This is a genomic window from Cytobacillus purgationiresistens (assembly GCF_030813235.1).
GTDB classification, from domain to species: domain Bacteria; phylum Bacillota; class Bacilli; order Bacillales; family Cytobacillaceae; genus Cytobacillus; species Cytobacillus purgationiresistens.
This window is the reverse complement of record NZ_JAUSUB010000006.1, coordinates 17,995-43,694: the sequence shown is the minus strand read 5'-3', so window position 1 is coordinate 43,694 and position 25,700 is coordinate 17,995. Positions and strand designations below refer to the sequence as shown.

Here is a 25,700-nt window from a genome sequence, read left to right as displayed (position 1 = left end):
ATAATCAATAATTTTAGCATAACGGAAAGTTAAAAAGAAAGTAATTACTGATTTAAAGTTTGTTTAATAATCGTAGTAAGAGCTGCTGCCAATTCAGTTGCATCGTTTACTGTTGTTGATCTTCCGAAAGAAATCCTAATAAATTCTTTCGCTTCTTTCAGCTTAACATCCATAGCTTTCATCGTTTTTGATGGCGCATGCATATCTGATTGACAAGCGCTGCCAGTTGAGATGGCAAAACCGCGGCGATTGCATTCCAGCATCACATATTGACCCTCTATTCCTTTCATTCTTAGTCCAACTGTTGATGGAAGCTGATCTTCGTTAAGAGCATCATATATGATGCAATGTGACATGATTGGTGCCAGCCCTCGCAGAAAGGCAGATCGAACGGATAGATCATGCTGATGATTCATTTGCAGTTCATTATACGCTTTCTGTGCCGCTACCGTCATACTTGCAACGGCGGGCAAATTGACGGTCCCTGGTCTAAATCCCTTTTCATGGACTGTTCCCGGAAAAAAAGAGAGCCAATTGAGCTGCGGATTGATATAGGCGAGACCAGAACCTTTAGGACCATAAAATTTATGACCGGATATGGCAAGACTATCAACAGCTTTTGCGATCGGCTTGAGATCCATTTTTCCAAAGGTATGCACACAATCACTGTGAAGGAGGATATTATTCCGTTTGCAAATTTTACTGATTTCAAGAATGGGCTGTAAAGTCCCGATTTCCGAATTGCCATGTTGGATTGCAACCAGAACAGTCTCCTCTTTCAATGCCTTATTAAATTGTTCCAAATTAATAACCCCGTTTTCGTTAAACGGCAGATAGGTTGTTTCGTAGCCTTCTTCTTCTAGCTGTTGGAAAACCGAGATAACCGAGGAATGCTCGGCAATGCTAGTAATAATATGCTTGCCAGTTTTAAAGGCTGAAGTGAGCAGTGCACGAATCGCAAGAAAATTGCTTTCTGTTCCCCCGCTCGTGAAATAAATGCCAGTTTCCTGAACAGCAAGTAAGTCGGCCATTTCTTGGCGGCAATGATTAAGAAGCTCGTTTGCCTGCCCGCCGAAATCATGCAAGCTGTTTGAATTACCATAGTATTCAGTTGATGCCTTAACAAAAACCTGTGCTGCTTCCTCATCTAATGGAGTAGAGGCGGCATAATCAAAATATTTCATACTTACACTCCTAATGAATCGTCTATATACCAAGGGCTGTTAACTGGGTGGGGGTCACTTGTTAGATTGTCAATACAATAAATCTATAAAAATACTTGTCATAAGTTTAAATCTATGTAAATATAGGTGTCAAGACAGTTGTTAATTTTATGTGTTGTGTTTTTTTGGAAAACGCCCTAAAAGAATAAGACCATGCTTTAGTCAAACAAAATGAAAGAGCTGATCTTTCAGGAGGGGAAAAATGAAGCAGGCAAATGTAATAATTATTGGCAGCGGTATTGCAGCTATGCAATTAGCGAAAAGGCTTCGTCATGATATGAATGTGATTATTCTCACAAAGTCAACGGTATCAACGAGTAATTCTTCATTAGCACAAGGTGGTATCGCAGCTGCCATCAATAAACGCGACATTCCTCTCAAGCATTATAACGATACGCTCGAGGCAGGAAGGTACCATAATGACTCTGCTGTGGTCGAAGCTATTACCCGTGCAGCTCCTTCTCTTATTCATGAGCTGATAGTAGATGGCTGTGAATTTGATCGCGATTCTGAAGGTCGATTGCTGCTTGGATTAGAAGGTGCTCATTCTGAAAATAGGATTGTTCATTGCGGTGGAGATGCAACAGGTAAACATGTGATGGAGTTTCTTACAGCAGATATGCCAAGTAATCTTGAAATGATTGAAAATCTATTTGTTTACGAACTTTTAGTTGATGAGATAAATAAATGCTGCTATGGAATAAAGGCAAAGACCGCTGAGGGCAAGATTGAAATGATGCTGGCAGACCATGTTGTCTTAGCTACAGGGGGATGTGGCCAGCTTTACAGCTATACATCCAATGAAGACACTGTATGCGGTGATGGCATTGCACTTGCTTATAGAGCGGGAGCAGAGCTCACAGACATGGAATTTATTCAATTTCATCCCACATTACTTTATATCGGCGGGAAAACGAGAGGGCTTGTTTCAGAAGCTGTCAGAGGTGAAGGTGGATTTCTTGTTACAGATGATGGCCAGAGCATTATGGATGGCATTCATCGTTTGAAAGATTTGGCACCGCGTCATATTGTTTCGCAAACGATTTATAGTTATTTAAAACAAGAAAAACAAATTTATTTAGATATCTCAAAAGTAAAGCATTTCCGCAGGCGTTTTCCGACCATCGCTCAGCTATGTGAGAAAAACGGTGTGAATTTAAATAGTAAGCTTATTCCTGTCGTTCCTGGCAGCCATTTTTTAATGGGCGGCATTCGTTCAGATATGCAGGGACGGACAAATATTGAAGGGTTATATGCTATTGGGGAAGTAGCCTGCACTGGGGTTCACGGTGCAAATCGACTAGCTAGTAATTCATTATTAGAGGGGCTGTTCTTTGGAAGGCAGTTGGCAGATTATTTGAATCGTCAGGTGCAATCAGCAAAAGGTATCCAGGATAGAGTGATCCAGCTACAAGCAGAAGCAGGGCAGTTATTATTTTGTCCTACCATCACAGAAATCAAGGAAAGAATGATGGATTTAGTAGGTATTGTCCGAACAGAGGAAGGGTTGTTACAACAACAGAAATGGTTGCGTCAATATGAGATGAATCCATTTCTGTCCTTGGATGGTCTTTCGATTAAAGATACTCAAACTTATTTCATGATGATTACTGCCGGTCTCATCACAAACGCTGCACTGATGAGGACTGAAAGCAGGGGCGGTCATTATCGTACAGATTACCCTAAAGAACAGGCAGGTTGGCAAGGTAAAAAAATGACACAAACAATAAAGAGGGATGGTATAAATGAACAAATTAAAATTGCGACTTCAACTTGAGCAATTTTTTCTCGAAGATATTGGAGAGAGGGATGTTACCAGTGAATGTATATTCGGTGAACTAGAGCAAGGAAAAATTGCCTTCATTGCTAAGGAAGGTGGAATTTTTTCCGGGGAGGAAATCATTAAAACTGGTTTCCCTCTACTTGAAGCAGATTGCATGATTGACATGAAAGTAAGGGATGGAGAGATTTTTGATCAAGGGATGGTGCTTGCAGAAGTAAGCGGATCCGTTTCGGCTTTATTAAAAGGAGAGCGTGTGATTTTAAATCTTGTACAAAGAATGAGTGCAATCGCTACAAAAACAAATGAGGCTGTAGCTGCACTGAATAGCGATGTAACAAGAATTGTTGATACACGTAAAACTACACCGGGGTTAAGAATGTTAGAAAAATATGCAGTACGCTGTGGCGGCGGTTATAATCACAGATTTGGCCTTTATGATGCGGCAATGATTAAAGACAATCATATTTCGTTTGCTGGTTCAATCGCTAAAGCTGTTGCAGCCATTCGTGCGGAAACTGGGCATATGGTGAAAGTGGAAGTGGAAACAGAAACGCTGCAACAAGTGTTGGAAGCAGTTGAAGTTAAGGCTGATGTGATCATGTTTGATAATCGTTCACCAGAAGAAATCACAGAGTTTATCAAACATGTACCTGCGGAAATCATTACAGAAGCATCAGGGGGAATTACATTAGCTGACCTCCCCGCTTATGGGCAAACAGGTATTGAGTATGTTTCACTCGGTTTTTTAACACATACCGTTAAAGCACTGGATATAAGCGTGAAAGTATCAATATAAAAACAGCAAAGGGGAAGTACCTTAATGAATATTTTTAAAACAGTAGAAGAAAAGGCTGGGATGCTGCCTGAGAAATATCGGCAAATGTCTGTTGAAGAGCTGGAAAACATCGTTCGTACGATTAAAAATAAGCTGGGAAGCAAGCTTTTTCTGCCAGGGCATCATTATCAAAAAGATGAAGTGATTCAATTCGCTGATGCAACCGGTGATTCTTTGAAGCTTGCCCAACTATCGCAAGAAAATAAAGAAGCTGAATACATTGTTTTCTGCGGTGTTCATTTTATGGCAGAAACAGCAGATATTTTAACAACGGATGAACAAAAGGTATTTCTTCCAGATATGAGAGCGGGCTGTTCAATGGCAGATATGGCAGATATCGATCAAACAGATAGAGCTTGGACCAAGTTAATAAATAGGTTTGGTGACACAATCCTTCCGTTAACTTATGTAAATTCAACAGCTGCAATCAAGTCATTTGTAGGAAGGAATGGGGGGGCAACGGTGACCTCTTCAAATGCTGAAGAAATGGTCAGATGGGCATTTGAAAAAAAACAACGAATTTTATTCCTGCCAGATCAGCATTTAGGCAGGAATACAGCATTTAACCTAGGTGTAGCGTTGGATGAAATGGCCGTATGGAATCCTATCATAGACCGTTTAGAATATGAAGGTGAATTGGAGAAGGTAAAAGTAATTTTATGGAAAGGGCATTGCTCTGTTCATGAAAATTTCACTGTTGAGAATATAAAAGATATCCGTCAGACAAAACCTGATATGAAAATCATAGTTCATCCAGAATGCCGAAGAGAGGTCGTAGAGCTATCCGATCTTGCTGGTTCAACAAATTATATTATTAATGAAATTAATCGGAGTGAACCAGGCTCTTCATGGGCAATTGGAACAGAAATGAACCTTGTCAATCGCATTATTCAACAGCATCAGGATAAAGAAATTATATCGCTTAATCCGCATATGTGCCCGTGCCTGACAATGAATCGGATTGATCTGCCACATCTTGCTTGGAGCTTGGAATCAATTGATCAAGGAAATGCTCATAACCTAATTAAAGTGGATAAAACCATCGCCGCAGATGCGAAATTGGCACTTGAACGAATGCTTGGTAATAACTGATTTTGGCATCGCGGCACTTTTCGAATAAGTGCATCCTCATTGACTCATACTATCTTTGATTATTCGAAAAAGGAGTAGAGTGAAAATGGGTAGAACAAAGCGAGGAAATGCTAACGCGCAGCGTAATAAAAATAAGAAAGAAGGCAGCAGAGTAAGTGAAGAGCTCGTTGAATTTACCACTGCTAGTAAAGAAAGAGATAAGAAACCTTTAGATTGATGACTATAGATGTATGACAGAGTTCCTGCTTGTTAAACAGGAACTCTTCGGTTTTTTATGGGTTTCTTTTCCCTTCAGATCAACTGGAATGCTCTATCTGTAAAGTCATGATGGTTATGCATTACAACAAGAGAATATTGATGAATTGGATGAACCTGCTCAAAGTATTCAGGTGAGTTTATCTCTCCATTCATGTGCTTAAACGATTTACATAGCGCCAAAATCATCTTTTAATTTCTTTGACAATTTTATCTGGCAAAAAGCCATTTCATGCTGGATTTGATTATATCCATTTCCTAGATGAATTTTCATGCTTTTGGCAAGTGTACATAAAATCTGAGGCTGTAATTAAAAAAATAATAAGAGTTTAAATAATATAAAAAGAGTAATCCTATAATGCGATATGTTCCCAAATCCCCCGTTAATACTATGCTTTTGAAAGATTCTCCTTTCAAACTGTATCATCTCATGAGCATATTTCTATAAAAGCTGGCATAAGTTTTTTTGAAGATTATTAGCAATTTGCCCATTTCTTCATACACTATATGGACTCGTCGAAAAACAGGTCATTCGCCCGGTTGTAAAAGACTATGAAAGGCCTGTTTTAATGCCCGATTGGTTATATCATCCATCAGTTGGACGTTTTCTGCTGATGAAAGTAATGCATAGGAGGTAATCAGAGTGAAAATCCATATCGTACAGAAGGGAGACACCCTTTGGAAGATTGCGAAGAAGTACGGCGTGAATTTTGAAGAGCTAAAACAGATGAATACACAGCTCAGTAACCCTGATATGATTATGCCCGGTATGAAAATAAAAGTGCCTGCATCTGGAGGTTCAATCAAAAAAGAATCACCTATTCCGGGAGCAAAAATAAAAATGGGTTCAAAAAAGGAAATGCCAAAGTCAGAGCATTCTTATGTAAAGGAAAAGCCTAAAACTTTGCCAGCAAAAGAGGCACCTAAGCAGGAAGCGCCTAAAGTGGAGCATAAAAAACCATATAAGCCGAAAATGCCGAAACAAGTGATGCCAGAAATTGACATTAATAATTACTATATGATGAATTTCGAAAATACCGCACCACAAAAACCACTGCCTCAACAAAAGCCATTAAAGCCAGTGGAGCAGCAAAAACCATTAAAGCCGATTCAACAGCAAAAACCATTAAAGCCGATTCAAGAGCAAAAACCATTAAAGCCGATTCAGGAGCAAAAACCATTAAAACCAATTCAGGAGCAAATGCCGCTAAAACCAATTCAGGAGCAAATGCCGCTAAAACCAGCTGAGTATAAGAAACCAATTAAACCAATTCCGCAGCTCCCGCCTAAGCCAATGAATATCTTGCCAGAAGTAAATGTGAATAAACATTTTGAAAGTTCTAATTTTCCAGGGAATGCCATGGACCAAAATCAAGGAGGTTATGATCAGCTTATGTACCCTTATAATCCTAATATGTTTATGCCTGGTACTGGAGGGGGATATCCTCAAAAACATCAGCAGCCTTTCTATCCGCAAGTGCAAGGTGCGCATCAACCTTATCAACAATACCCGCATCAAGGCATGGTAGCAGGTGTTGAAAACCCGTACTATGAAGAAAGTTCATCATATGTAGCACAGTACCAATTACCGCCGCAGGGACAAATGCCTCCACAGGCTCAGCTGCCGCAAATGCCGCATCAGGTTCAAGGAATACATGATCAGCAATTGCCGCTTCAGCCAACATATACGGCTCCAGCTATGCAAGAACCTTGTTATCCATGCCCACCACCATGCCCGCCACCATGTCCACCAGGTCAGATGCATCCGGTTTCACCGATCATGCCTGGACCAGGATTCCCGCATGGGGGATATCCACAGCATCATGGTGGCCAACAATGGGGAGGCTATCCACAAGTGCAGGGAGTAAGTGAATATCCAAGTCAAGAACAATTGCCATTGTTCCCTAGTCAAAGCCAGCAACCGCTTCTTCCAACAGAAAGCCAGATGCCGTTACAGCCATCTTACGTACAAGGAATGGAAGACTGTGGATGTGGTGGACCGCAATTTGCTCATCCAGGATTCGGACCAGGTTATATGCAGGGCCAAGAGTTCGGAGCTCATTATAGAGGACCTCAAGGATTCCATCCGCAAGCAGCACCGTACGGATATGCTCCTATGGGAAACCAGCCGTTTGGAATGCCTAGAGGGTATGAAGAAAGCAGTGACTTCGAGGGCTGAAAAAGGGGGAGACGGTTTATATCAAAATCGTCTCCTCTCTTATTTAGATAAACAATGCCCATTTAAAATCATTCAAATACAGCCAATTAGGAATCAAGTGTATATCGTCGAATCAGAAAACGATGAATTTATCCTAAAGGGCTTCTCCTCTTATCATCGTTATAAACTCCAGGAAGCCTATACTGCTTCGCTAAAAAACGAAGGATTTTCGAAAACTTACTCATTTCTTGATGATGTAAAAGATCCTCCATTATCATTTGATCAATTTTTTTTCGGTTGTATGGAGTATATTCCTCCCTCTGATGAGGCTTTTTCTTATGAAGAAGAAAAGAATCGGAAAGAAGGATTGGCACTATTAGATGACTATCATTTGGTTTCAGCCCAGCTTGTACAAAGATATAGAACCCTCTTGCCTCAGTATAAACAATTGGAAAAATGGCAAGAGCGAACAGCTCAATTCATTCATCATCTTCCGCTTATTAAGTATTTTGTTCAAAAAGAAATGATTAATGAGTTCCTTCATTGGGCTGATTGGTCAATAAAGGGAATGAATAATGAAACGAAATTCTTTCAACAAGGTAAACAAGTGATTCTTCATGGGGATGTTGCCCATCATAATTTTTTGCGCGCAAAAGATAATCACTTATACTTATTGGATTTTGATTTGATTAGTGTTGGAGCGATTCAAGTGGATTATCTTCAGTATGCCAATCGGATTCTCCCGTCGATACACTGGTCATTTGATGAGTTAGCGCAGCTTGCGCAGCTTAAACCTTTTTTAAAGGAAAAGGGCTTTTTATATGCATTAGCTTTTCCGACAGATATCTTCAGAGAATGGAATCGGGCAGTGCGGGAAAGGTTATATGGAAACCCGGTGAAAATGAGACATATTCTAGATTTAACAGTTAATCATTTTCAAGAAAGACAGCAATTTATACTCAAATTAAAGCAGGAAGCAGAGTCATAAATTGTGCAAAGACATTTCTGGTTATGAAGAATGATTTCCTTCTAGCTTGGCATGATAAATAAGGAGATGTTTTATATCTCATAATGATTGTGCCAGGGAGGTTTTTCATTTGAATAGAAAAATGATGGCTATTCCTTTTGCGGTGTTGGCTACTTTAAGCTTAACGGCATGTGGGAATAATAATGACTCAACTGAACAAAATCATGAAACGAAAATGACGCAGCCAATCGGGTATTATTCGAATGAAAATCACGATCATCACAATGGAAAAACAAGATTAATGAACGATGATGATGGCCCTGTAACAGAAATTTTGGATCACTCACTTGGCGGTGAAAGAGCTATGGGAAATGATGGCCGCTTTAGCCGAAGTGATGAGAATTATCACGGGCACATCGTACACACTAATCCGACAAGAACGTCATACTACGGAGCATATGATGGCCGACTTATAGAAAAAGCAACCAATGCTGCGGAACAGGTTGATAATGTTGAGAAAGCAGCTGCTGTTGAACATGATAATAAAGTGGCAATCGGAATCCTTCTTGCTGACCAAAGCCAAGCGGAGGCATCAAAAGAGGCTGTTTATAATAAAGTAAAACCTCTTTTGCAAAATAAAAAAGTGAAAATCATCACGAACCAAAGTGAATATTACAATCTTACTGTCATTGATAATAACCTGCGTGCAGGTGAACAAATGAACGAAAATCTAGACGGGTTATTTCAGTGAGTTAATACTATTAGAGTAAAGCAGTGATTGCTTTACTCTTTTTTGTTTAGAAGTAAAGCATTTGTGAAATTTCAAACCCGCTTGTCGGGGCGGAACTTGGCCCTTCTACTTTTCATGTGGATAAACATGATAATAATGGTTAAAATATTGGGGGAAATAGTTAATAGAAAAACGGGTATCTTTCCGTATAAAAGAGGTGGTCTTAGATGACAACGAAAAGGGCATTGTTTCTCACATTGGCTTTATTGGTCATGAGTCCATTTGTTCATGACTGGGCTGGGTTTCATGCATCAGCAGAGGAAATTGCAAGGTCAATCGATGAGCGATCGTCTTCTTTAAATATGAATGTGATTTTGGAGAGGGTTTATTTAGATGGCGAAGTGAGTGAAGAGGCTGTTGTTGAGACTATTTCTTCATATGAAGATTTTTGGTCAAAATACAGCGGTTGGAATTTAATGAATATGAATAAAGGGGAAATTGTTTTTCGCAGACAGATAGATGATATCTCGCCACTTCTAAAAGCAAACGGATATTTTGGTATTACGGATGAAGGGGTGTTAACGATTTATAATGGTAAACCCCAAAAAGCGAATATCATCCAATCCTTTTTTCAAATTGATTTGGGGAAACTGGAAAGTACGAAGTGTGAAAAGCTAAAGCAGGGAATTCCAATCATGACAAAGGATCGCTATATGGAGGTTTTAGAAATCTTTAAGCCTTATTCATTTATAGAACATGCTTCGTAAAGAATAAATAACCAAGCGGCCGATAGATTTAATCGGTCGCTTATTAGATTATGCAGCTAAGAAATATGGATTTATTGCTTATTAGTTATTGAATATAGCGAAAATTATTAATACTAATCATTTGAGTAAAATCAGTTTTTCAAAGTTGTAATGTTACTTAATTTTTGTTAACATACAATTAAGTTACATTAAATTTCTGGGAGGAAATCCTGTGGAGTTTGTGGATCCAATAAAAGATGTTGAAAGTATAGATAAAATAAAGAGAGAATTAAAAAAGCAGTCTCAAAGAGATGTCCTGCTCTTTGTTTTAGGAATTAATACAGGTATTAGAGTAAGTGATTTGCTGTTTTTGAAGGTAAAAGATCTATGGGAAGAAAGTGCAATAAAAGAATTTTTATACATTAAGGACGAAAAAAACAACGAGGTTAGAGCGTTTTATTTAAACAATAGTATAAGGAATGAATTAGTGAGATATATGAGCTTGTTTAATTTTTGCGAATCAGACTTTATTTTTAAATCCAAAAAGAACGAACTGCCTATTACTCGTCAACAAGCATATAGAATCATTAATAACGCGGCAAAAAAAGTTGGAGTGACGGGGAAGATTGGTACGCATACACTTAGAAAAACATTTGGCTACCATGCTTATCGTAAAGGTATAGCAATCTCGATTCTTATGTCCATTTATAATCATCATACACCTGCAGAAACCCTCAGATACATAGGTGTTAATAAAAATGACAAACAACTGATTAAAGTAGATGTCAACTTATAATTGAAAAAACCCCCAATCACATGATTGGAGGTTTGAAAGATGCTGAAAATTATTGGTCGTCGTCCTCTTCGAAATCTGGAGTCATATCAACGTTGGTTAAGTCGGTAACGATATCTTCAACCACGGCCACTTGAATCGTTTCTTTATCTTTCATAAACTTAAATACTCCGTTGTCAAAATCCGTACCAAAGTCTTTGAAAAAGATTCCTTCATATGCGATGTTATTCGTATGTTTGAATGTCACGCGATAATGATCATCCTGTTTAACTAAATAAGCGCGGACACCTTTTTCATATTGGCCTTCTTGATCTCGCAAGTAGCGTGAAACTGAAATAATATGCAAATCGACAAACGGTACTTCTCTCAAAAGTGTATTGATGATAGAGCCTTTTGCAATTTGCTCCCATCTGCTTTGAGCAGTTTGCCCAAGGATAATTTGTGTAATATGTTTATCTCTTGCAACTTCTGCAATTACTTTCGAGACAGGGCGTTTCTCATTATCTTTCAATATAAAAGCATCTGCACTATACATTTCAGCGATTTGTTGCCATTTTGTAATGTAATGAGATTTTTCTGCATCCATTTCATCAAACGGCTTTTGATCAATCGTTAATATATATAGAGGACAGTCAAGCATGCTTGCAATTTTACAGCCGCGTTGGATAAGGCGCTCACCATTCGGTCCAAAATATACGCAGACTAGGATACTTTCGTCCATTCGTCCCTTGATTTTCTTCATTTTAAGGTCACCTCGTAATAGATGTGAAGTTCATTTATTCTCACTCAATATCAATAAACTATGTATGACTATATATCATGCTACAAAAACAGTCAATCATATTTAAGAAATTTAACTAATTCATATATTTAGGAAGTACAGAATATGATTAGGTTTCGCTAAATGACTGTCTTTTATTACTTTTTTATCTATTGTAATGGATTCTTATAAATGAGACACACTAAAAGTAAAATTCTTTAAACAGCTTGAACACCATTTAAATGGACAACCGGACATTCAATAAAAAAGGAGGGAACTTGAGTGTCGTTACTGCACATCATGATTTTAATCCCGTTTATATTTGCTATCTTTGTCCCATTATTATATAAGTTTTTTAATCCCCGCATACATACGGGGTGGTTTGTTCTTATCATACCAGTTATCATTTTTATTTATTTGATTAGATTTATCCCAGGCATATCTTCGGGTGAAACAATGTATCATTCTATGGCATGGATGCCGTCCTTCGGCATTAATTTTGATGCATACGTAGATGGTCTAGGACTTGTATTTGGATTATTAATTACCGGAATAGGCGCTTTAGTCATTCTTTATTCTATCTACTATATGTCCAAGGAGCGTGAAGCGCTTCATAATTTCTATGTTTATTTATTAATGTTCATGGGTGCCATGCTGGGAGTTGTCTTCTCTGATAACATCCTTGTTCTATATGTTTTCTGGGAATTAACGAGCATATCCTCCTTCTTGCTTATTGCGTATTGGTATCAGCGTGAAAAGTCGCGTTATGGTGCACAAAAGTCTATGCTGATTACCATTTTTGGCGGTTTAGCTATGCTTTCAGGCTTCATTATGCTATCAATGATGACAGATACGTATAGCATTCGTGAAATGTTTACTCAAATTAACGTGATTACTGAACATCATTTATTTTTACCAGCGATGATTTTGATTCTGCTAGGTGCCTTTACTAAATCAGCCCAGTTTCCATTCAGCATCTGGCTGCCTGATGCAATGGAAGCTCCGACTCCTATCAGTGCGTACCTGCACTCTGCAACAATGGTTAAAGCAGGTATTTATTTAGTTGCGCGTATGACCCCTATTTTTGGCGGTTCTTCCGAATGGTTTTGGCTTGTTTCAGGTATCGGATTAATCACTTTGCTGTATGGTTCAATTAATGCAGTGAGGCAAACCGATTTAAAAGGACTGCTTGCCTATTCAACGATCAGTCAACTGGGATTAATTATGAGCCTTCTTGGTATTGGTTCAGCTGCTCTCTACTTTGGGTATGGCCGTGAAGCTGATTTGTATGTAGTAGCAATTACCGCTTCAATCTTTCATATGATCAATCATTCCACCTTTAAAGGGAGCTTGTTCATGGTTGTCGGGATTATTGACCATGAAACAGGGACTCGTGATATTAGAAGGCTAGGCGGATTAATGACTATAATGCCGATTTCCTTCACCATCGCAGTAATTGGATCGTTTGCAATGGCCGGCTTGCCTCCATTCAATGGATTCATAAGTAAGGAAATGTTTTTCACCTCTGTATTGGAAGCTTCCAAGCTGACAGAGTTTAATATGGAAACCTTCGGGATACTGTTCCCGGTCATTGCTTGGGTAGCCAGCGTCTTTACGTTTATCTATAGCATGATTCTTGTCTTTAAAACCTTTAGAGGTAAGTATAAACCGGAAAAGCTGGAGAAGAAAGCGCATGAAGCACCGATTGGCATGCTGATTTCGCCTATCATTTTAGCTTCTCTCGTAGTGATTATCTTCTTTTTCCCGAATATCATTGCGGATTATTTATTAAAGCCAGCCGTTGCATCTGTTTTGCCATCTTTAGCTGAGGGCGGCATTATTGATATGAAAATAAGTGCTTGGCATGGATGGAATACTGAATTATTTATGACCATCGGTGTGGTTGTTTTAGGTGGATTGATGTATATGTACTTGAAGAAGTGGGTGGGCATTTATCGCTTATATCCTCAGAATATGACATTAAACCAGCTATACAACTCAGGACTGGATCATGCACAAGGTTGGTCTAAGTCATTAACTGACGGTTATATGACAGGGTATATTCGCGACTATATTGCTTACTTATTTGGTTTCTTCATCCTATTTATAGGTGGAACATTATTAGTTACCCAGTCGATCACATTGGACTTCTCCAATAATGCACCAGTAAATGTATTCGAAGGAGCTTTAGTGCTTGCAATGATGACAGCAGCTGTTACGGTCTTGTTCGCTAAGACAAGATTAACAGCGATTATTGCATTAGGTGTACTCGGCTATCTTGTTTCAATGTTCTTTGTCATCTTTAGGGCGCCTGATCTAGCGTTGACACAACTAGTGGTTGAAACAGTAACAACAGCATTATTCTTATTATGCTTTTACCACTTGCCTAAATTTAAAGAGCATACGAAGCGGGTGCCTTTAAAACCATTGAATTTGGTCATTTCAATTGGTGTTGGTATCATTGTAACTTTGTTTGCCTTTTCTGCGAATGGCACCAGATTATTTGACCCTATTGCTAGTTATTATGAAGATGCCTATGAATTAGCAGGGGCAAAAAATATTGTTAACTCGATTCTCGTTGATTTCCGGGGAATTGATACAATGCTGGAAATATTCGTATTATGTATTGCTGGTTTGGGTGTATACACAATGATTAAGCTTGGTTTAGACAGGAGGGAGAAATAATGAAAGAACCTAACGATATTATTTTGCGCGGCGTCACCAAAGTTGCGGTCGTCATTATTTTTACTTTCGCAATCAACCTTTTCTTCTCAGGTCATCATAATCCTGGCGGAGGCTTTATCGGCGGACTTGGGTTCGCTGCAGCGCTGACACTTCTATTTCTTTCTTATGATGTTGAGTCGGTTAAAGCGAATTTCCCTGTAGATTTTAAAGTGGTTACATCGATCGGCGTATTGATTGCTGTATTCACAGGCTTGGGCGGAGTATTTTTCAATGAACCGTTCTTAACGCAGGCATTTCAATATTTCGACCTTCCGATATTTGGGAAAACAGAGCTGGCGACAGCCGTTTTATTTGATATAGGCGTTGCCTTTGCTGTTATTGGGACAGCAATGACAATAATTTTAACTATAAGTGAGGATCGATAATATGGAAACGTTAATGTCGATTCTAGTCGGTGTATTCTTTGCTATAGGAACTTATTTAATCTTAACGAAAAGCTTATTGCGAATTATTTTGGGAACATCCATTATTAGTCATGGTGTACATTTGCTCATCCTTACAATGGGTGGATTGAAAACTGGAGGGCCGCCGCTATTAGGTTTAGATTCACTATCTTTTACAGATGCTTTACCACAAGCCCTCATTTTGACTGCGATTGTTATCAACTTTGCAACTACAGCTCTATTCCTGGTGCTTAGCTATCGTTCGTATAAGCTGCTGGGGACGGATGACACGTCACAAATGAGAGGTAATGAAGATGAATAATTTAATTATACTGCCCATTATTATCCCGCTGATTTTTGGGATGTTCATGGTCATATTTAGAAGAAGGATCATTCTCCATCGCGCTTTAAGTATCCTGGGCTTAGCTGGGACCATTTCAGTTGCAGCGATGTTAATCACACAAATTCAAAGCAAAGGAATTCAATCTCTGAATATAGGTGGCTGGGCTGCTCCGTACGGAGTGACCATGGTCGCTGATATGTTGGCAGCCTTGTTATTGATAACAACAAGCGTAGTCGCTCTGTTTGTTTTGATTTATGCATTTAAATCCATAGGGAGAGATAAGGAAGAGCATTATTTCTATCCTTTATTCTTATTCCTCATTTCAGGGGTAAACGGCTCATTTTTAACCGGAGATGTATTTAACTTATTTGTTTGCTTTGAAGTTATGCTGATTTCATCTTATGCATTGATTTCTCTGGGAGGAGAAAAAGGACAGCTGCGTGAATCAATCAAATATGTATTGGTAAATATCATTGCTTCATTCCTATTCTTGATCGCCATCGCCTATTTATATGCTGTGACTGGCACGCTCAATATGGCTCACTTGTCCGTTCGAGTGGCAGAAGTAGGGCAGGATGGATTAATGACTGCTGTAGCCATTTTATTTCTACTTGTTTTTAGTTTAAAGGCTGGCTTATTTCTATTCTTTTGGCTTCCTGGATCATATGGTTCTCCGCCAACAGCGGTTGCTGCTATATTTGCAGCCCTTTTGACAAAGGTGGGTATCTACGCGATTTATCGTTTTTTCACACTTGTTTTTTATCACGAACCGCAAGTAACTCACTTAATTATTGGAATTATGAGTGCTGTAACAATGGTTCTAGGCGCTATTGGGGCCATCGCATATATGGATATTAAGAAGATACTGACCTACAATGTCGTTGTTGGTGTAGGCTTCATTTTGGCTGGTTTAGCTTCCTTTACAGCTGAAGGAATGACTGGATCCATCTATTATTTAATCCATGACATGGTCATCAAAGCGCTGATATTTCTAATTGGCGGCGTTATTATCGCCATTGCTGGAACAAGTAAATTGAAAGATATGAGTGGTCTCATTCAAACTCATCCATATTTAGGCTGGATGTATTTCATTGCTGCTTTATCGATTGCAGGCATACCGCCTTTAAGTGGCTTTATTGGAAAAGTGTATATCACTCAAGGTACATTTGCTTCCGAATACTACTGGCTTGGTGCGATCGGACTTTTTACAAGTCTGATGGTTCTATTCTCGGTCATGAAAATCTTTATGAATAGCTTTTGGGGAGAAACCATTTTATCCGAAGAGATGGAGAAAGGCACAACGAAAGGAGTTATGCTCCCGATTGTTGCTTTGGTTATGTTAACCATCGCTCTTGGTCTTGGAGCTGAAGGTCTTCATGATTATGTACAAATAGCGGTTGAAGGTTTAATGAATCCTTCTCTCTATATCGAAGCTGTTCTCGGAGGAAATGGGCAATGAGCTTTTCAAAAAAGTCATTGATTCTTGAAGGAAGGGGTGGTTCAAATGCCCATGCAAGTGTTAATCAATCTTTTTATCGCTACATTATGGATGTTCCTTCAAGATGAGTGGAGTGTTCTATCCTTCTTTAGCGGTTATTTAGTCGGGATATTCGTTTTATTCTTGATGCGCCGATTTTTCCCGCATAATTTCTATATCAGTACATTTATTAATATCATAAAATTATTTATTGTTTTTATTCATGAGTTGTTTACTTCAAGTATTCAAGTGGTTAAACAAGTCATGCGACCAAAATTAAATATCACTCCTGGAATCTTTACGATGGACACAGACCTTGAGGGGGAGCTTGAAATAACGCTTTTAGCTTTATTAATATGTTTAACACCTGGGTCAGTCGTTGTTGAGGTATCAACAGATAGCAGGAAGTTTTACATTCATGGAATGGATATCCCAACCTCGAGTGATTCATTAATGAAATCGAAAGATAGATTTGAAAAGTCGATAAAGAGGGTGACAAGAAAATGATAGATACTTTTCTGACGATCGCATTAGTATTTCTGACCTTGTCCATTTTAGCTGCTATTTATCGTTTAATAAAGGGCCCGTCCATTCCGGATCGAGTACAAGCTTTAGATAATATCGGCATCAATTTAATTGCTGGTATTGCCATTACATCTATTATGCTTCGAACTACTGCATTCTTCGAAGTGATGCTGCTATTAGGTATTCTATCCTTTATCGGAACCATTGCCTTTGCGAGGTTTTTAGAAAGGGGTGTAGTCATTGAGCATAAGCGTCACAAGTGAAATTATTGCAGGAGTATTAATATTAATTGGCACGCTTTTTAGCTTCCTAAGTGCAATTGGTCTCATTAGGCTGCCTGATGTATATACACGATCCCACGCAGCGTCTAAAAGTTCAACCATTGGTGTATTGTTTACTTTAATTGGTACGTTGATATTCTTTCTTATTCATGAAGGTGTCTTCAGCATTAGACTATTATTAGTCATCTTCTTTGTTTTCTTAACTGCTCCAGTATCTGCACATCTGATTTGCAGATCTGCTTATCGCTCAAATGTGCCCTTATCGGATACGAGTGTGAAAGATGAGTTAAAGGAAGTATTAGAAGTGGATAAATGAGGATTAGACCGGCATATGCCGGTCTAATTTTTATGAGTAACAAAACTTCTTTTTTTATAATTACCATTTATTGATATCTTCGTTTCAGAAAGTAATGCTATTTTTCTCTTCGAACGAAAAGTATAGTATGATAAAATGAGATACAGAAAATAAGGGGAGCGAAAATGCGTTGTATGAATATATAAAAGGTCGCCTTGACTATATCGGGCCTGAATTTATCGTTATTGAAAACAATGGAATCGGTTATCAAATCATGACGCCCAATCCATTCAGATATACGAAAGAATCTGGACAGGAAGTACAAGTTTATACATACCATTATGTACGTGAAGATATCATGGCCTTATATGGGTTTTCTTCACGTCAAGAAAAGGCATTGTTTACAAAGCTATTAAACGTTACAGGGATAGGACCCAAAGGGGCGCTGGCCATTCTAGCATCAGGTGAACCAAGTCAGGTCGTCCAAGCGATTGAGAATGAAGATGAAACATTTCTTACCAAATTTCCTGGTGTGGGGAAAAAGACAGCCCGCCAAATCATACTTGATTTAAAAGGAAAACTTCCTGATATTGTTCCTGACTTCTTTCCAGATTTATTTTCACAAGAAAAGCTTGAGGATCAACATCCTATGAATGGTGACTTTGAGGAAGCTATTCTAGCGCTACAAGCCTTAGGTTATTCGGATAGAGAATTGAAGAAAATATCACCTGATTTGAAGAAAGAGAAATTAACGACAGACCAATATATTAAGAAGGCGTTACAGAAGCTTTTAAAATTGTAGTGGTGTAGCAGTGCTAGCTTTTTTAATAAAGAGGTGAAAAGTGAATGATGGAAGATCGTATTATTTCAGGTGAAGCGGATGTACAGGATACTTCATTTGAACTTAGCTTACGACCACAAACATTAAGGCAATATATTGGCCAAGATAAAGTAAAGGAAAACTTAGCGGTTTTTATTGAGGCAGCCAAGATGAGAAAAGAGACCTTGGATCATGTGCTCCTGTATGGACCACCAGGGTTGGGAAAAACGACATTAGCTGCTATTATTGCAAATGAAATGGGAGTGAATATTCGGACGACGGCAGGACCTGCAATTGAAAGGCCTGGTGATCTGGCAGCTATTTTAACAGCGCTGGAACCTGGAGATGTCTTGTTTATTGATGAAATTCACCGCTTGCCCCGATCAATTGAAGAAGTATTATACCCGGCAATGGAGGATTTTTGTTTAGATATTGTGATTGGAAAAGGTCCTGGGGCAAGGTCGGTAAGACTTGATCTTCCGCCATTTACTCTTGTTGGAGCGACAACTAGAGCAGGCTCTTTATCCGCGCCTTTAAGAGACAGGTTTGGCGTGATGAGTAGATTGGAATACTATAATGAGAGCCAGCTTAAGGAAATTGTTGTCCGCACTTCTGATATACTCCACACTGAAATTGATGAACTAGCTGCAATTGAGATTGCGAGAAGATCGCGAGGGACCCCACGCATAGCTAATCGGCTTCTGCGAAGAGTGAGGGATTATGCCCAAGTAAGAGGAGATGGCATTGTCTATTTGGATCTGGCTTCCGAGGCGTTAGAGATGCTGCAGGTCGATAGATTGGGATTAGATCATATTGATCATAAGTTATTAAGAGGAATTATCGAAAAATACAGGGGCGGCCCAGTCGGTTTGGAAACAATCTCGGCGACAATTGGTGAGGAATCACATACAATTGAAGATGTGTATGAACCGTATTTGCTGCAAATCGGATTCCTGCAGAGAACCCCTCGTGGAAGAGTGGCTACTAGCCTGGTATACGAGCATTTTAAGATGGAGGTGCCATCTGATTGACAAAATGGCTGATGATCATTGGCGCAATTATTTTTGCAATTGGATTTCTTATGCATTTTTTTAGTATCGGTCGTCTGCCAGGAGATATCGTCGTAAAGAAAGGGAACACAACCTTCTATTTCCCAATTGTTACGTCCGTCATTATCAGTATCGTACTATCGATCATTGTTTATTTCCTTGGAAAGTTTCGTTAAAAATAAATTTAAAGCTTGTTTGCAAGTGAATAAAAGTTAGAGACGGTGACATCATGAAAGTAGATTTGTTTGATTTTCATTTACCAGAGGAATTAATTGCACAAACACCACTAAAAGAAAGAGCGAGCAGCCGATTAATGGTGCTTGATAAAGAAACTGGTGATTTGAAGCATGATATTTTCAAAAATATTAAAGAATATATCAAACCTGGGGATGCACTCGTATTGAATGATACGAGAGTTTTGCCTGCTCGTTTATTCGGCATAAAGGAAGACACAGGTGCGAAAATAGAAGTTTTATTATTGAAGCAGGAAAATGATGATCAATGGGAAACATTGATTAAACCTGCTAAACGTGTAAAAAAAGGCACTAAGCTGGTTTTTGGGGATGGGCTATTAAGTGCGGTATGTGTGAAGGAACTTGATCATGGCGGTCGAATCCTTGATTTTCATTATGAAGGAATCTTCTATGAGGTTTTAGATCAATTAGGTGAGATGCCCTTACCTCCATATATCAAGGAACAGCTGGAAGACCGTGATCGCTACCAAACCGTCTATGCCCGTGAAAATGGATCGGCAGCTGCGCCCACAGCAGGACTGCATTTTACAGAAGAGCTACTTGCTGAAATTAGAGAAATGGGTGTGGAGATTGCGTTCATTACACTCCATGTTGGGTTAGGGACTTTCAGGCCGGTCAGTGTAGATGAAATAACGCAACATGACATGCATGCAGAATTTTATCATATGACAGCTGAAACAGCGAAGACATTGAATGACATTCGTTCTCGGGGTGGAAAAATTATTAGTGTGGGGACAACCTCTACCAGAACCTTAGAAACGATTGGCTCTGAAAATGACGGTCTATTCAAGGAAGCAAGCGGCTGGACGGACATTTTTATCTATCCCGGATATGAATTTAAAGCTATCGATGGAATGGTTACTAATTTCCATTTGCCGAAATCAACCTTAATCATGCTAATTAGTGCACTTGCAGGGAGAGAACATGTACTACGTGCATATAATACAGCTGTGGAAGAAAGATATCGTTTCTTCAGCTTTGGAGATGCTATGCTGATCATTTAGATTGGCAGAATTTTGGAAGGAGAACAATTAAATTGACAGCTATTCGTTATGAATTAATTAAAACATGTAAACAAACAGGTGCAAGATTGGGAAAAGTCCATACGCCACATGGTTCATTTGAAACTCCTGTGTTTATGCCTGTTGGAACTTTAGCCACTGTAAAAACAATGTCACCTGAAGAATTAGTTGAAATGGGCGCAGGCATTATATTAAGCAATACGTATCACCTATGGCTTCGGCCAGGACATGAAATTGTCGAAGAAGCCGGTGGATTGCACTCTTTCATGAATTGGGATCGTTCGATTTTAACGGATTCAGGCGGATTTCAAGTATTTAGTTTAAGTGATTTCCGTAAAATAGAAGAAGAAGGGGTTCATTTCCGCAATCATTTAAATGGGGATAAATTATTTTTGTCTCCAGAAAAAGCGATGCACATTCAAAATTCCCTTGGTTCGGATATTATGATGGCCTTTGATGAGTGCCCGCCATTCCCTGCTACTTATGATTATATGAAGCAGTCTGTTGAAAGAACGTCACGTTGGGCGGAAAGATGTCTTAACGCACATCAGCGTCCGCAGGATCAGGGATTGTTTGGAATCGTTCAAGGGGGAGAATACAGCGAGCTAAGAAAACAAAGTGCGAAAGATTTAGTATCTCTTGATTTTCCTGGCTATGCGATCGGCGGTTTATCTGTAGGTGAACCTAAAGATATCATGAACCGTGTACTGGAAGAAACAACACCGCTACTGCCCTCAAGCAAACCGAGGTACCTAATGGGTGTTGGCTCACCAGATTCATTAATCGATGGTGCTATCCGTGGTGTGGACATGTTTGACTGCGTCCTGCCAACGAGAATTGCCCGCAATGGAACATTGATGACAAGCAATGGCCGTTTAGTAGTGAAGAATGCCAAATATGCCCGTGATTTTGGACCAATTGATGAGAACTGTGATTGCCATACATGCCGGAATTACAGCAGAGCGTATATTAGGCACTTAGTAAAATGTGACGAAACATTCGGAATAAGGCTAACAACTTATCATAACCTTTATTTTCTGTTAAAATTAATGGAACAGGTCAGACAAGCAATCAGAGAAGATCGCCTTGGAGACTTTAGAGAGGAATTTTTCGAACGGTATGGATTTAACAAACCGAACGCTAAAAACTTCTAATATTTGAAAGGAGGGGAAAAATATATGGATATGTTAGCAACAATAGCACCTTTACTCTTGATGTTTGTTCTATTTTATTTTCTTTTAATCAGACCACAGCAGAAGCGTCAAAAAGCGGTTACGCAAATGCAGACTGATCTGAAAAAAGGCGATAAAGTAGTTACAATCGGTGGGCTTCATGGTTTTGTAGATGCCATCGATGAAGATAAAATCGTCATCAAATGTGGCGATGGAAGCCGTCTTACATACGACCGTCAAGCAGTCCGTGAAGTAACGGAATCATCAGCTGGCGATTTACTTTCAAAGTAAGAAAAAAAACTGTCTCAAGTAGTCATGGGAATATGACAAATTTGAGGCAGTTTTTTTATTCTGTATGCAAAATAATACTCCTATACGAAGAAAGAGCCCCTCTATTTAGGCGCTCTCAACCAATTAGGTCGTTCTGGACTTCGAATTCATGTTGACACCAAGAATCCCGCCCATCATGGCAATGAGAATATAGCATACAAAATAGACGAGCTGATCAATTGAAAATAGTTTATCAAACCCTAGGTATTGGAATAGGAAGATAACAACTACATACAATAGCCCAGTTAGACCTCCGAGCATCCAGCCTTTTTGCTTTCCTTTCCCTCCTGAAATGAAACCGCCAGTAAAAATTGCAATAAAGGATATACCTGTAATGACATATTGTAAAGAAGCTTCTTGAAGTGATGTGAACCTGAGAATCAATGCAAATATAAAACTACTCACAATAGCAAATGCAAAGATGGTAATAATTCCATACAAAATGGATGTTCCTAAAGCCTTTGACTCTTCTATATTAATCCTCTCCCTTCAATAACTTTATGGAATATAATGAGGCGAAAATGCCCATTTCCCCTAGTACAAGCATATTCAGACAAAACGAAAATAGAATCTGATTTTTAGCTAAATGTTTGTGCTCATATTTTTTTGTAGCATGTACACCATAAGAATGAATGCTAAAAGGAGGGTATGTAAAATGGAAGAGTATTTGATTGTTATTTTTCGGACTTTATTTTTATATGGACTTATAATAAGTATTTATCGAATTATGGGAAAAAGAGAAATAGGGGAGCTCAGCATTTTAGATCTTGTCATTTCGATTATGATTGCAGAGTTAGCGGTTGTAGCCATTGAAAAATCAGAAGAAAGTTTGTTTCGATCAGTACTCCCCATGCTCATCTTAATGATTGTCCAAATCATTCTGGCTTTTTGGTCTTTGAAGAGTAAAAAGTTAAGAGACGTTATAGATGGCAGTCCGACCATCATCATTAATAAAGGTAAAATTGATGAAAATGCAATGAAAAAGCAAAGATATAATTTTGATGATTTGCTTCTGCAATTAAGGGAAAAAAATATTGCTCGTATTTCTGATGTCGAATATGCCATACTCGAATCATCGGGCAGTCTTTCAGTTTTTGAAAAGACACCAGGAGAGAATGAACCTACTGAAATAACAGTTCCTTTAATCATGGATGGAAACATACAACATGAAAATTTAACTGTAATAAGTAAGAATGAAGTCTGGCTACGAGAAGAGTTGCGCAAAAGAGGCTACACTAGGATAGAAAAAATATCATTCTGCAGCTTTGAGAATCAACAATTTTATATAGATATAAAAGATGAAAAATAGCGGCAGGTACGAGATTGGGTTTCCTAGCAAATTTTTAAATGATTGCCAAATCTAGAGAAGTTACATATTAAGTAAAATAAGGGGGGGCATGCTGTAAATAATGAATTATTTGCAGCATAATCCCCTTTTTACATTATTTAAATGCAAACTTTGATAATGCTTTTCCAATCCAAGGAATGGCAATTAAATCATTTTTTCTAACAATTCCTAGTATCAGAACCAGTCCTGCATAGGTAATAGAGAGAATGGAAGCGACCAAAAGAATCGATGTAATCAAGGATAGTGAATTAAAAAGGTTATTCATAATCCAATGGCCGCCATAGCCTGTCGCAAGCATGATAACAAAGATTTTAATATACTCACGCATGTGGAATGTAAAAGAGATCGCCTTCAGTATGGTTGCAAAGTGTAAAAGCGTGACTAAGACAAAGCCGACAAGAATGCCAATGGCTACCCCGGTAATCCCAAAGGAAGGCTGGCTTGCAAGAAGAAAAATCACTGCAGTTTTTACAACGGCGCCGATCAAGCTATTAATCATTGCCGCTCTAGCCAGATCCATTGCTTGTAAAGCCGCTTGTAGTGGGCTCTGGAAATAATAAAATAAAAAGAATGGTGCCATCAACTTAATAAACTCAGTTCCGGTTGTTGAACCATACATTGCCAACATTAATTGGTCAGATAGTACATAAATGACGACCACAGCTAGACCGCCTGTAATAAATGAGAATCGCAATGCTTGTTGTATGCGATATTCAATGAGGCGCAAATTGTTCTTTGATTTTGCTTCACTGATTGCTGGCACAAGTGATGTGGACAGGGCAATGGTGATAAAAGAAGGTAACATTAACAACGGCATTGCAAATCCAGTTAATGCCCCGTAGCCTTGAGTCGCTACTACTGTAGCTACGCCAGCTATCGCCAGGCTATGTGCGACCACAATCGGTTCAAAAAACCAAGCAATGGAACCAATCATTCTGCTTCCTGTTGTCGGTAAGGCTACATTCATTAATTGCTTGAATGTTGATTTCCCTTCATGCACATATTTGAAAAAATGTTTTCTTACACGAAATTTTTTCTTAAGTTTAAAGGATGTTAGTAAATAGACTAGTGACACAAGTTCGCCCGCCACAGCTGCAAGCATGGCGCCTGCTGCCGCGTACTCTATCCCATATGGGAGAAATGCCTTTGTTAGTGCGGCAATCAATGTTATTCTCACCACTTGTTCTAACAGCTGGGAATAGGCTGCTGGCTTCATGTTTTGCTTTCCTTGGAAATAACCTCTAATGACGGATGAAACAGCGATAATAGGTACGACCGGTGCGATGGCTAAAAGTGGTAGTAATGTTCTTGGGTCTGTTAATAATTTCTCTGATAGAAAGGGCGCAAGCAATAATAACGCAGGTGTAAAGATGAGCGATAGTATTAATGTGATTGCAAGTGAAACAATAAGTATTTTTTTTGTTTTTGCCGTATCTCCTCTAGCTTCCGCCTCTGCTACATTTTTAGCTATCGCCACGGGCAAGCCAAATTGAGTAATTGTAACAACGAGTATAAATGTAGGAAAGGCCATCATATAGAGGCCGACACCTTCTGCGCCGATAAATCTGGCAATGACAATACGATTTATAAATCCGAGTACTCTCGTTACGAGTCCTGCTGCTAATAAGATAATGGTTCCTTGTATAAATTTTGACATCTGATTCCCTGCCTTCTCAAAATAGGAGTAATCATATACAATAAAAATATATGCAAGGGCATGGACAAAGCATGACAAGCTTAAATGATTTTCTTACTAACTTGTTTATGAATAAGCATTGAATGTTACGAACTAGAGGGGTGTAAAAAGTGGCAAGAATGCACGCGTATGATATATTCCAAGAGGATGTAGAACCGGCAATACAAGTTAAATTGGATGAATTTAAGCTGCTCGGTTATGAAAAAGTAAATGGAAATGAAATATGGTCTTTTTTAGTGAAAAAAAAATGGCGCAATCCTAAATCTGATATCAGATTATTCGAAATAGTCGATGAGGTATTGGCGATTAAGGTGGGAGAGTTTATCAACTTCTCAACCATGGAAGTCTATAGGGATAAGGAGTTTTCACTTGATAATGAAGATGAGATGAGAGAACTACTGAAATGATATATATGTCATAGGTTGTTTGGGTGGATTGTCGAAAATAAATGTGGATGATTTTAACAATCACCTTTTTAAAGAAATTGACAGTCTCTTCCTCTTGTTTCATAATGATGTTATTGCTACATACATTTCGAAGAAAGCATAGATTAATCCAGCTGTGGTGGCAGATCCCTCGATATCATAAACCACGCAGGAATTGAAAGTGCGAACCGCT

At 38.8% G+C, this 25,700-nt stretch carries 28 protein-coding genes; 24 read left to right on the top strand and 4 right to left on the bottom strand.

Annotation, left to right across the window (positions count from 1 at the left end; genetic code table 11):
- Positions 1-44: 44 nt before the first annotated feature.
- Positions 45-1,184 (bottom strand): IscS subfamily cysteine desulfurase, encoded by a 1,140-nt coding sequence (locus J2S17_RS08565; protein ID WP_307473839.1) that lies wholly within the window; start codon positions 1,182-1,184, stop codon positions 45-47.
- 241 nt (positions 1,185-1,425) lie between these two features.
- Between J2S17_RS08565 and nadB the strand changes: the two genes are divergently transcribed.
- The 9 genes from nadB to J2S17_RS08520 all read left to right on the top strand — a co-directional run bounded on the left by nadB (position 1,426) and on the right by J2S17_RS08520 (position 10,585).
- Positions 1,426-3,000, top strand: a complete 1,575-nt coding sequence (gene nadB, locus J2S17_RS08560; RefSeq protein ID WP_307473837.1) for an L-aspartate oxidase — start codon at positions 1,426-1,428, stop codon at positions 2,998-3,000.
- Positions 2,969-3,802: a carboxylating nicotinate-nucleotide diphosphorylase gene (nadC, locus tag J2S17_RS08555; RefSeq protein ID WP_307473835.1), complete on the top strand. Its 834-nt coding sequence runs from the start codon at positions 2,969-2,971 to the stop codon at positions 3,800-3,802. Before nadB ends, nadC begins: the two co-directional genes overlap by 32 nt.
- Before the next feature lie 24 nt (positions 3,803-3,826).
- Positions 3,827-4,933, top strand: a complete 1,107-nt coding sequence (gene nadA / locus J2S17_RS08550) for a quinolinate synthase NadA (protein WP_307473833.1) — start codon at positions 3,827-3,829, stop codon at positions 4,931-4,933.
- Positions 4,934-5,018: 85 nt separating this feature from the next.
- Positions 5,019-5,150, top strand: a complete 132-nt coding sequence (gene ypzF / locus J2S17_RS08545; RefSeq protein ID WP_307473831.1) for a protein YpzF — start codon at positions 5,019-5,021, stop codon at positions 5,148-5,150.
- Positions 5,151-5,831: 681 nt separating this feature from the next.
- On the top strand, positions 5,832-7,367 hold the full coding sequence (gene safA / locus J2S17_RS08540) for a SafA/ExsA family spore coat assembly protein (protein WP_307473829.1): 1,536 nt from the start codon (positions 5,832-5,834) through the stop codon (positions 7,365-7,367).
- Positions 7,339-8,334, top strand: a complete 996-nt coding sequence (locus J2S17_RS08535; protein WP_307473827.1) for a phosphotransferase — start codon at positions 7,339-7,341, stop codon at positions 8,332-8,334. Before safA ends, J2S17_RS08535 begins: the two co-directional genes overlap by 29 nt.
- A 109-nt stretch (positions 8,335-8,443) precedes the next feature.
- Entirely contained in the window at positions 8,444-9,064 is a 621-nt protein-coding gene (locus tag J2S17_RS08530) for a YhcN/YlaJ family sporulation lipoprotein (RefSeq protein WP_307473826.1), read from the top strand.
- Between the two features lie 206 nt (positions 9,065-9,270).
- Complete coding sequence (locus J2S17_RS08525) at positions 9,271-9,810, top strand: intercompartmental signaling factor BofC (RefSeq protein WP_307473824.1); 540 nt, start codon at positions 9,271-9,273, stop codon at positions 9,808-9,810.
- A 211-nt stretch (positions 9,811-10,021) separates the two neighbouring features.
- A complete protein-coding gene (locus tag J2S17_RS08520) occupies positions 10,022-10,585 on the top strand; it encodes a tyrosine-type recombinase/integrase (protein WP_307473822.1) in 564 nt (187 codons plus the stop codon).
- Between the two features lie 49 nt (positions 10,586-10,634).
- Here the strand turns inward: J2S17_RS08520 and J2S17_RS08515 are convergent, their stop codons facing one another.
- Positions 10,635-11,324 (bottom strand): universal stress protein, encoded by a 690-nt coding sequence (locus J2S17_RS08515; RefSeq protein WP_307473820.1) that lies wholly within the window; start codon positions 11,322-11,324, stop codon positions 10,635-10,637.
- Positions 11,325-11,624: 300 nt separating this feature from the next.
- On the opposite strand from J2S17_RS08515, the gene J2S17_RS08510 reads away from it, so the two are divergent.
- The 13 genes from J2S17_RS08510 (at position 11,625) to yajC (ending at position 21,999) form a co-directional block, all read left to right on the top strand.
- Positions 11,625-14,027 (top strand): Na+/H+ antiporter subunit A, encoded by a 2,403-nt coding sequence (locus J2S17_RS08510; RefSeq protein WP_307473818.1) that lies wholly within the window; start codon positions 11,625-11,627, stop codon positions 14,025-14,027.
- Positions 14,027-14,452 (top strand): Na(+)/H(+) antiporter subunit B, encoded by a 426-nt coding sequence (locus J2S17_RS08505; RefSeq protein ID WP_307473816.1) that lies wholly within the window; start codon positions 14,027-14,029, stop codon positions 14,450-14,452. Before J2S17_RS08510 ends, J2S17_RS08505 begins: the two co-directional genes overlap by 1 nt.
- 1 nt (position 14,453) lies before the next feature.
- Positions 14,454-14,792, top strand: a complete 339-nt coding sequence (locus J2S17_RS08500; protein WP_307473814.1) for a Na(+)/H(+) antiporter subunit C — start codon at positions 14,454-14,456, stop codon at positions 14,790-14,792.
- Positions 14,785-16,272: a Na+/H+ antiporter subunit D gene (locus J2S17_RS08495; protein ID WP_307473812.1), complete on the top strand. Its 1,488-nt coding sequence runs from the start codon at positions 14,785-14,787 to the stop codon at positions 16,270-16,272. The genes J2S17_RS08500 and J2S17_RS08495 overlap by 8 nt, the downstream gene beginning before the upstream one ends.
- A gap of 45 nt (positions 16,273-16,317) precedes the next feature.
- On the top strand, positions 16,318-16,797 hold the full coding sequence (locus J2S17_RS08490) for a Na+/H+ antiporter subunit E (RefSeq protein WP_307473811.1): 480 nt from the start codon (positions 16,318-16,320) through the stop codon (positions 16,795-16,797).
- Positions 16,794-17,078, top strand: a complete 285-nt coding sequence (locus J2S17_RS08485) for a Na(+)/H(+) antiporter subunit F1 (protein ID WP_307473809.1) — start codon at positions 16,794-16,796, stop codon at positions 17,076-17,078. Before J2S17_RS08490 ends, J2S17_RS08485 begins: the two co-directional genes overlap by 4 nt.
- A complete protein-coding gene (mnhG, locus tag J2S17_RS08480) occupies positions 17,056-17,412 on the top strand; it encodes a monovalent cation/H(+) antiporter subunit G (RefSeq protein WP_307473807.1) in 357 nt (118 codons plus the stop codon). The genes J2S17_RS08485 and mnhG overlap by 23 nt, the downstream gene beginning before the upstream one ends.
- A 169-nt stretch (positions 17,413-17,581) precedes the next feature.
- On the top strand, positions 17,582-18,193 hold the full coding sequence (gene ruvA, locus J2S17_RS08475; protein WP_307473806.1) for a Holliday junction branch migration protein RuvA: 612 nt from the start codon (positions 17,582-17,584) through the stop codon (positions 18,191-18,193).
- A 47-nt stretch (positions 18,194-18,240) separates the two neighbouring features.
- Positions 18,241-19,242 (top strand): Holliday junction branch migration DNA helicase RuvB, encoded by a 1,002-nt coding sequence (ruvB, locus tag J2S17_RS08470; RefSeq protein ID WP_307474218.1) that lies wholly within the window; start codon positions 18,241-18,243, stop codon positions 19,240-19,242.
- A gap of 11 nt (positions 19,243-19,253) precedes the next feature.
- A complete protein-coding gene (locus J2S17_RS08465; RefSeq protein WP_307474216.1) occupies positions 19,254-19,436 on the top strand; it encodes a DUF2905 domain-containing protein in 183 nt (60 codons plus the stop codon).
- A gap of 53 nt (positions 19,437-19,489) precedes the next feature.
- Positions 19,490-20,518, top strand: a complete 1,029-nt coding sequence (gene queA / locus J2S17_RS08460) for a tRNA preQ1(34) S-adenosylmethionine ribosyltransferase-isomerase QueA (protein WP_307473804.1) — start codon at positions 19,490-19,492, stop codon at positions 20,516-20,518.
- 32 nt (positions 20,519-20,550) lie between these two features.
- On the top strand, positions 20,551-21,690 hold the full coding sequence (gene tgt, locus J2S17_RS08455) for a tRNA guanosine(34) transglycosylase Tgt (RefSeq protein ID WP_307473802.1): 1,140 nt from the start codon (positions 20,551-20,553) through the stop codon (positions 21,688-21,690).
- 24 nt (positions 21,691-21,714) lie between these two features.
- Positions 21,715-21,999 carry a preprotein translocase subunit YajC gene (gene yajC / locus J2S17_RS08450; protein ID WP_307473800.1) on the top strand — a complete coding sequence of 95 codons (285 nt, stop codon included), beginning with the start codon at positions 21,715-21,717 and terminating at the stop codon, positions 21,997-21,999.
- Positions 22,000-22,122: 123 nt separating this feature from the next.
- On the opposite strand, the gene J2S17_RS08445 is transcribed toward yajC, so the two are convergent.
- A complete protein-coding gene (locus J2S17_RS08445; protein ID WP_307473799.1) occupies positions 22,123-22,479 on the bottom strand; it encodes a TIGR04086 family membrane protein in 357 nt (118 codons plus the stop codon).
- 214 nt (positions 22,480-22,693) lie between these two features.
- On the opposite strand from J2S17_RS08445, the gene J2S17_RS08440 reads away from it, so the two are divergent.
- Positions 22,694-23,347, top strand: coding sequence for a DUF421 domain-containing protein (locus J2S17_RS08440; protein ID WP_307473797.1), 654 nt, complete (start codon positions 22,694-22,696; stop codon positions 23,345-23,347).
- A 133-nt stretch (positions 23,348-23,480) separates the two neighbouring features.
- On the opposite strand, the gene spoVB is transcribed toward J2S17_RS08440, so the two are convergent.
- Positions 23,481-25,043 carry a stage V sporulation protein B gene (gene spoVB / locus J2S17_RS08435; RefSeq protein ID WP_307473795.1) on the bottom strand — a complete coding sequence of 521 codons (1,563 nt, stop codon included), beginning with the start codon at positions 25,041-25,043 and terminating at the stop codon, positions 23,481-23,483.
- Positions 25,044-25,201: 158 nt separating this feature from the next.
- Here spoVB and J2S17_RS08430 point away from each other — a divergent pair, with 158 nt between their 5' ends.
- Entirely contained in the window at positions 25,202-25,489 is a 288-nt protein-coding gene (locus J2S17_RS08430) for a post-transcriptional regulator (protein ID WP_307474214.1), read from the top strand.
- Positions 25,490-25,700: the final 211 nt, after the last annotated feature.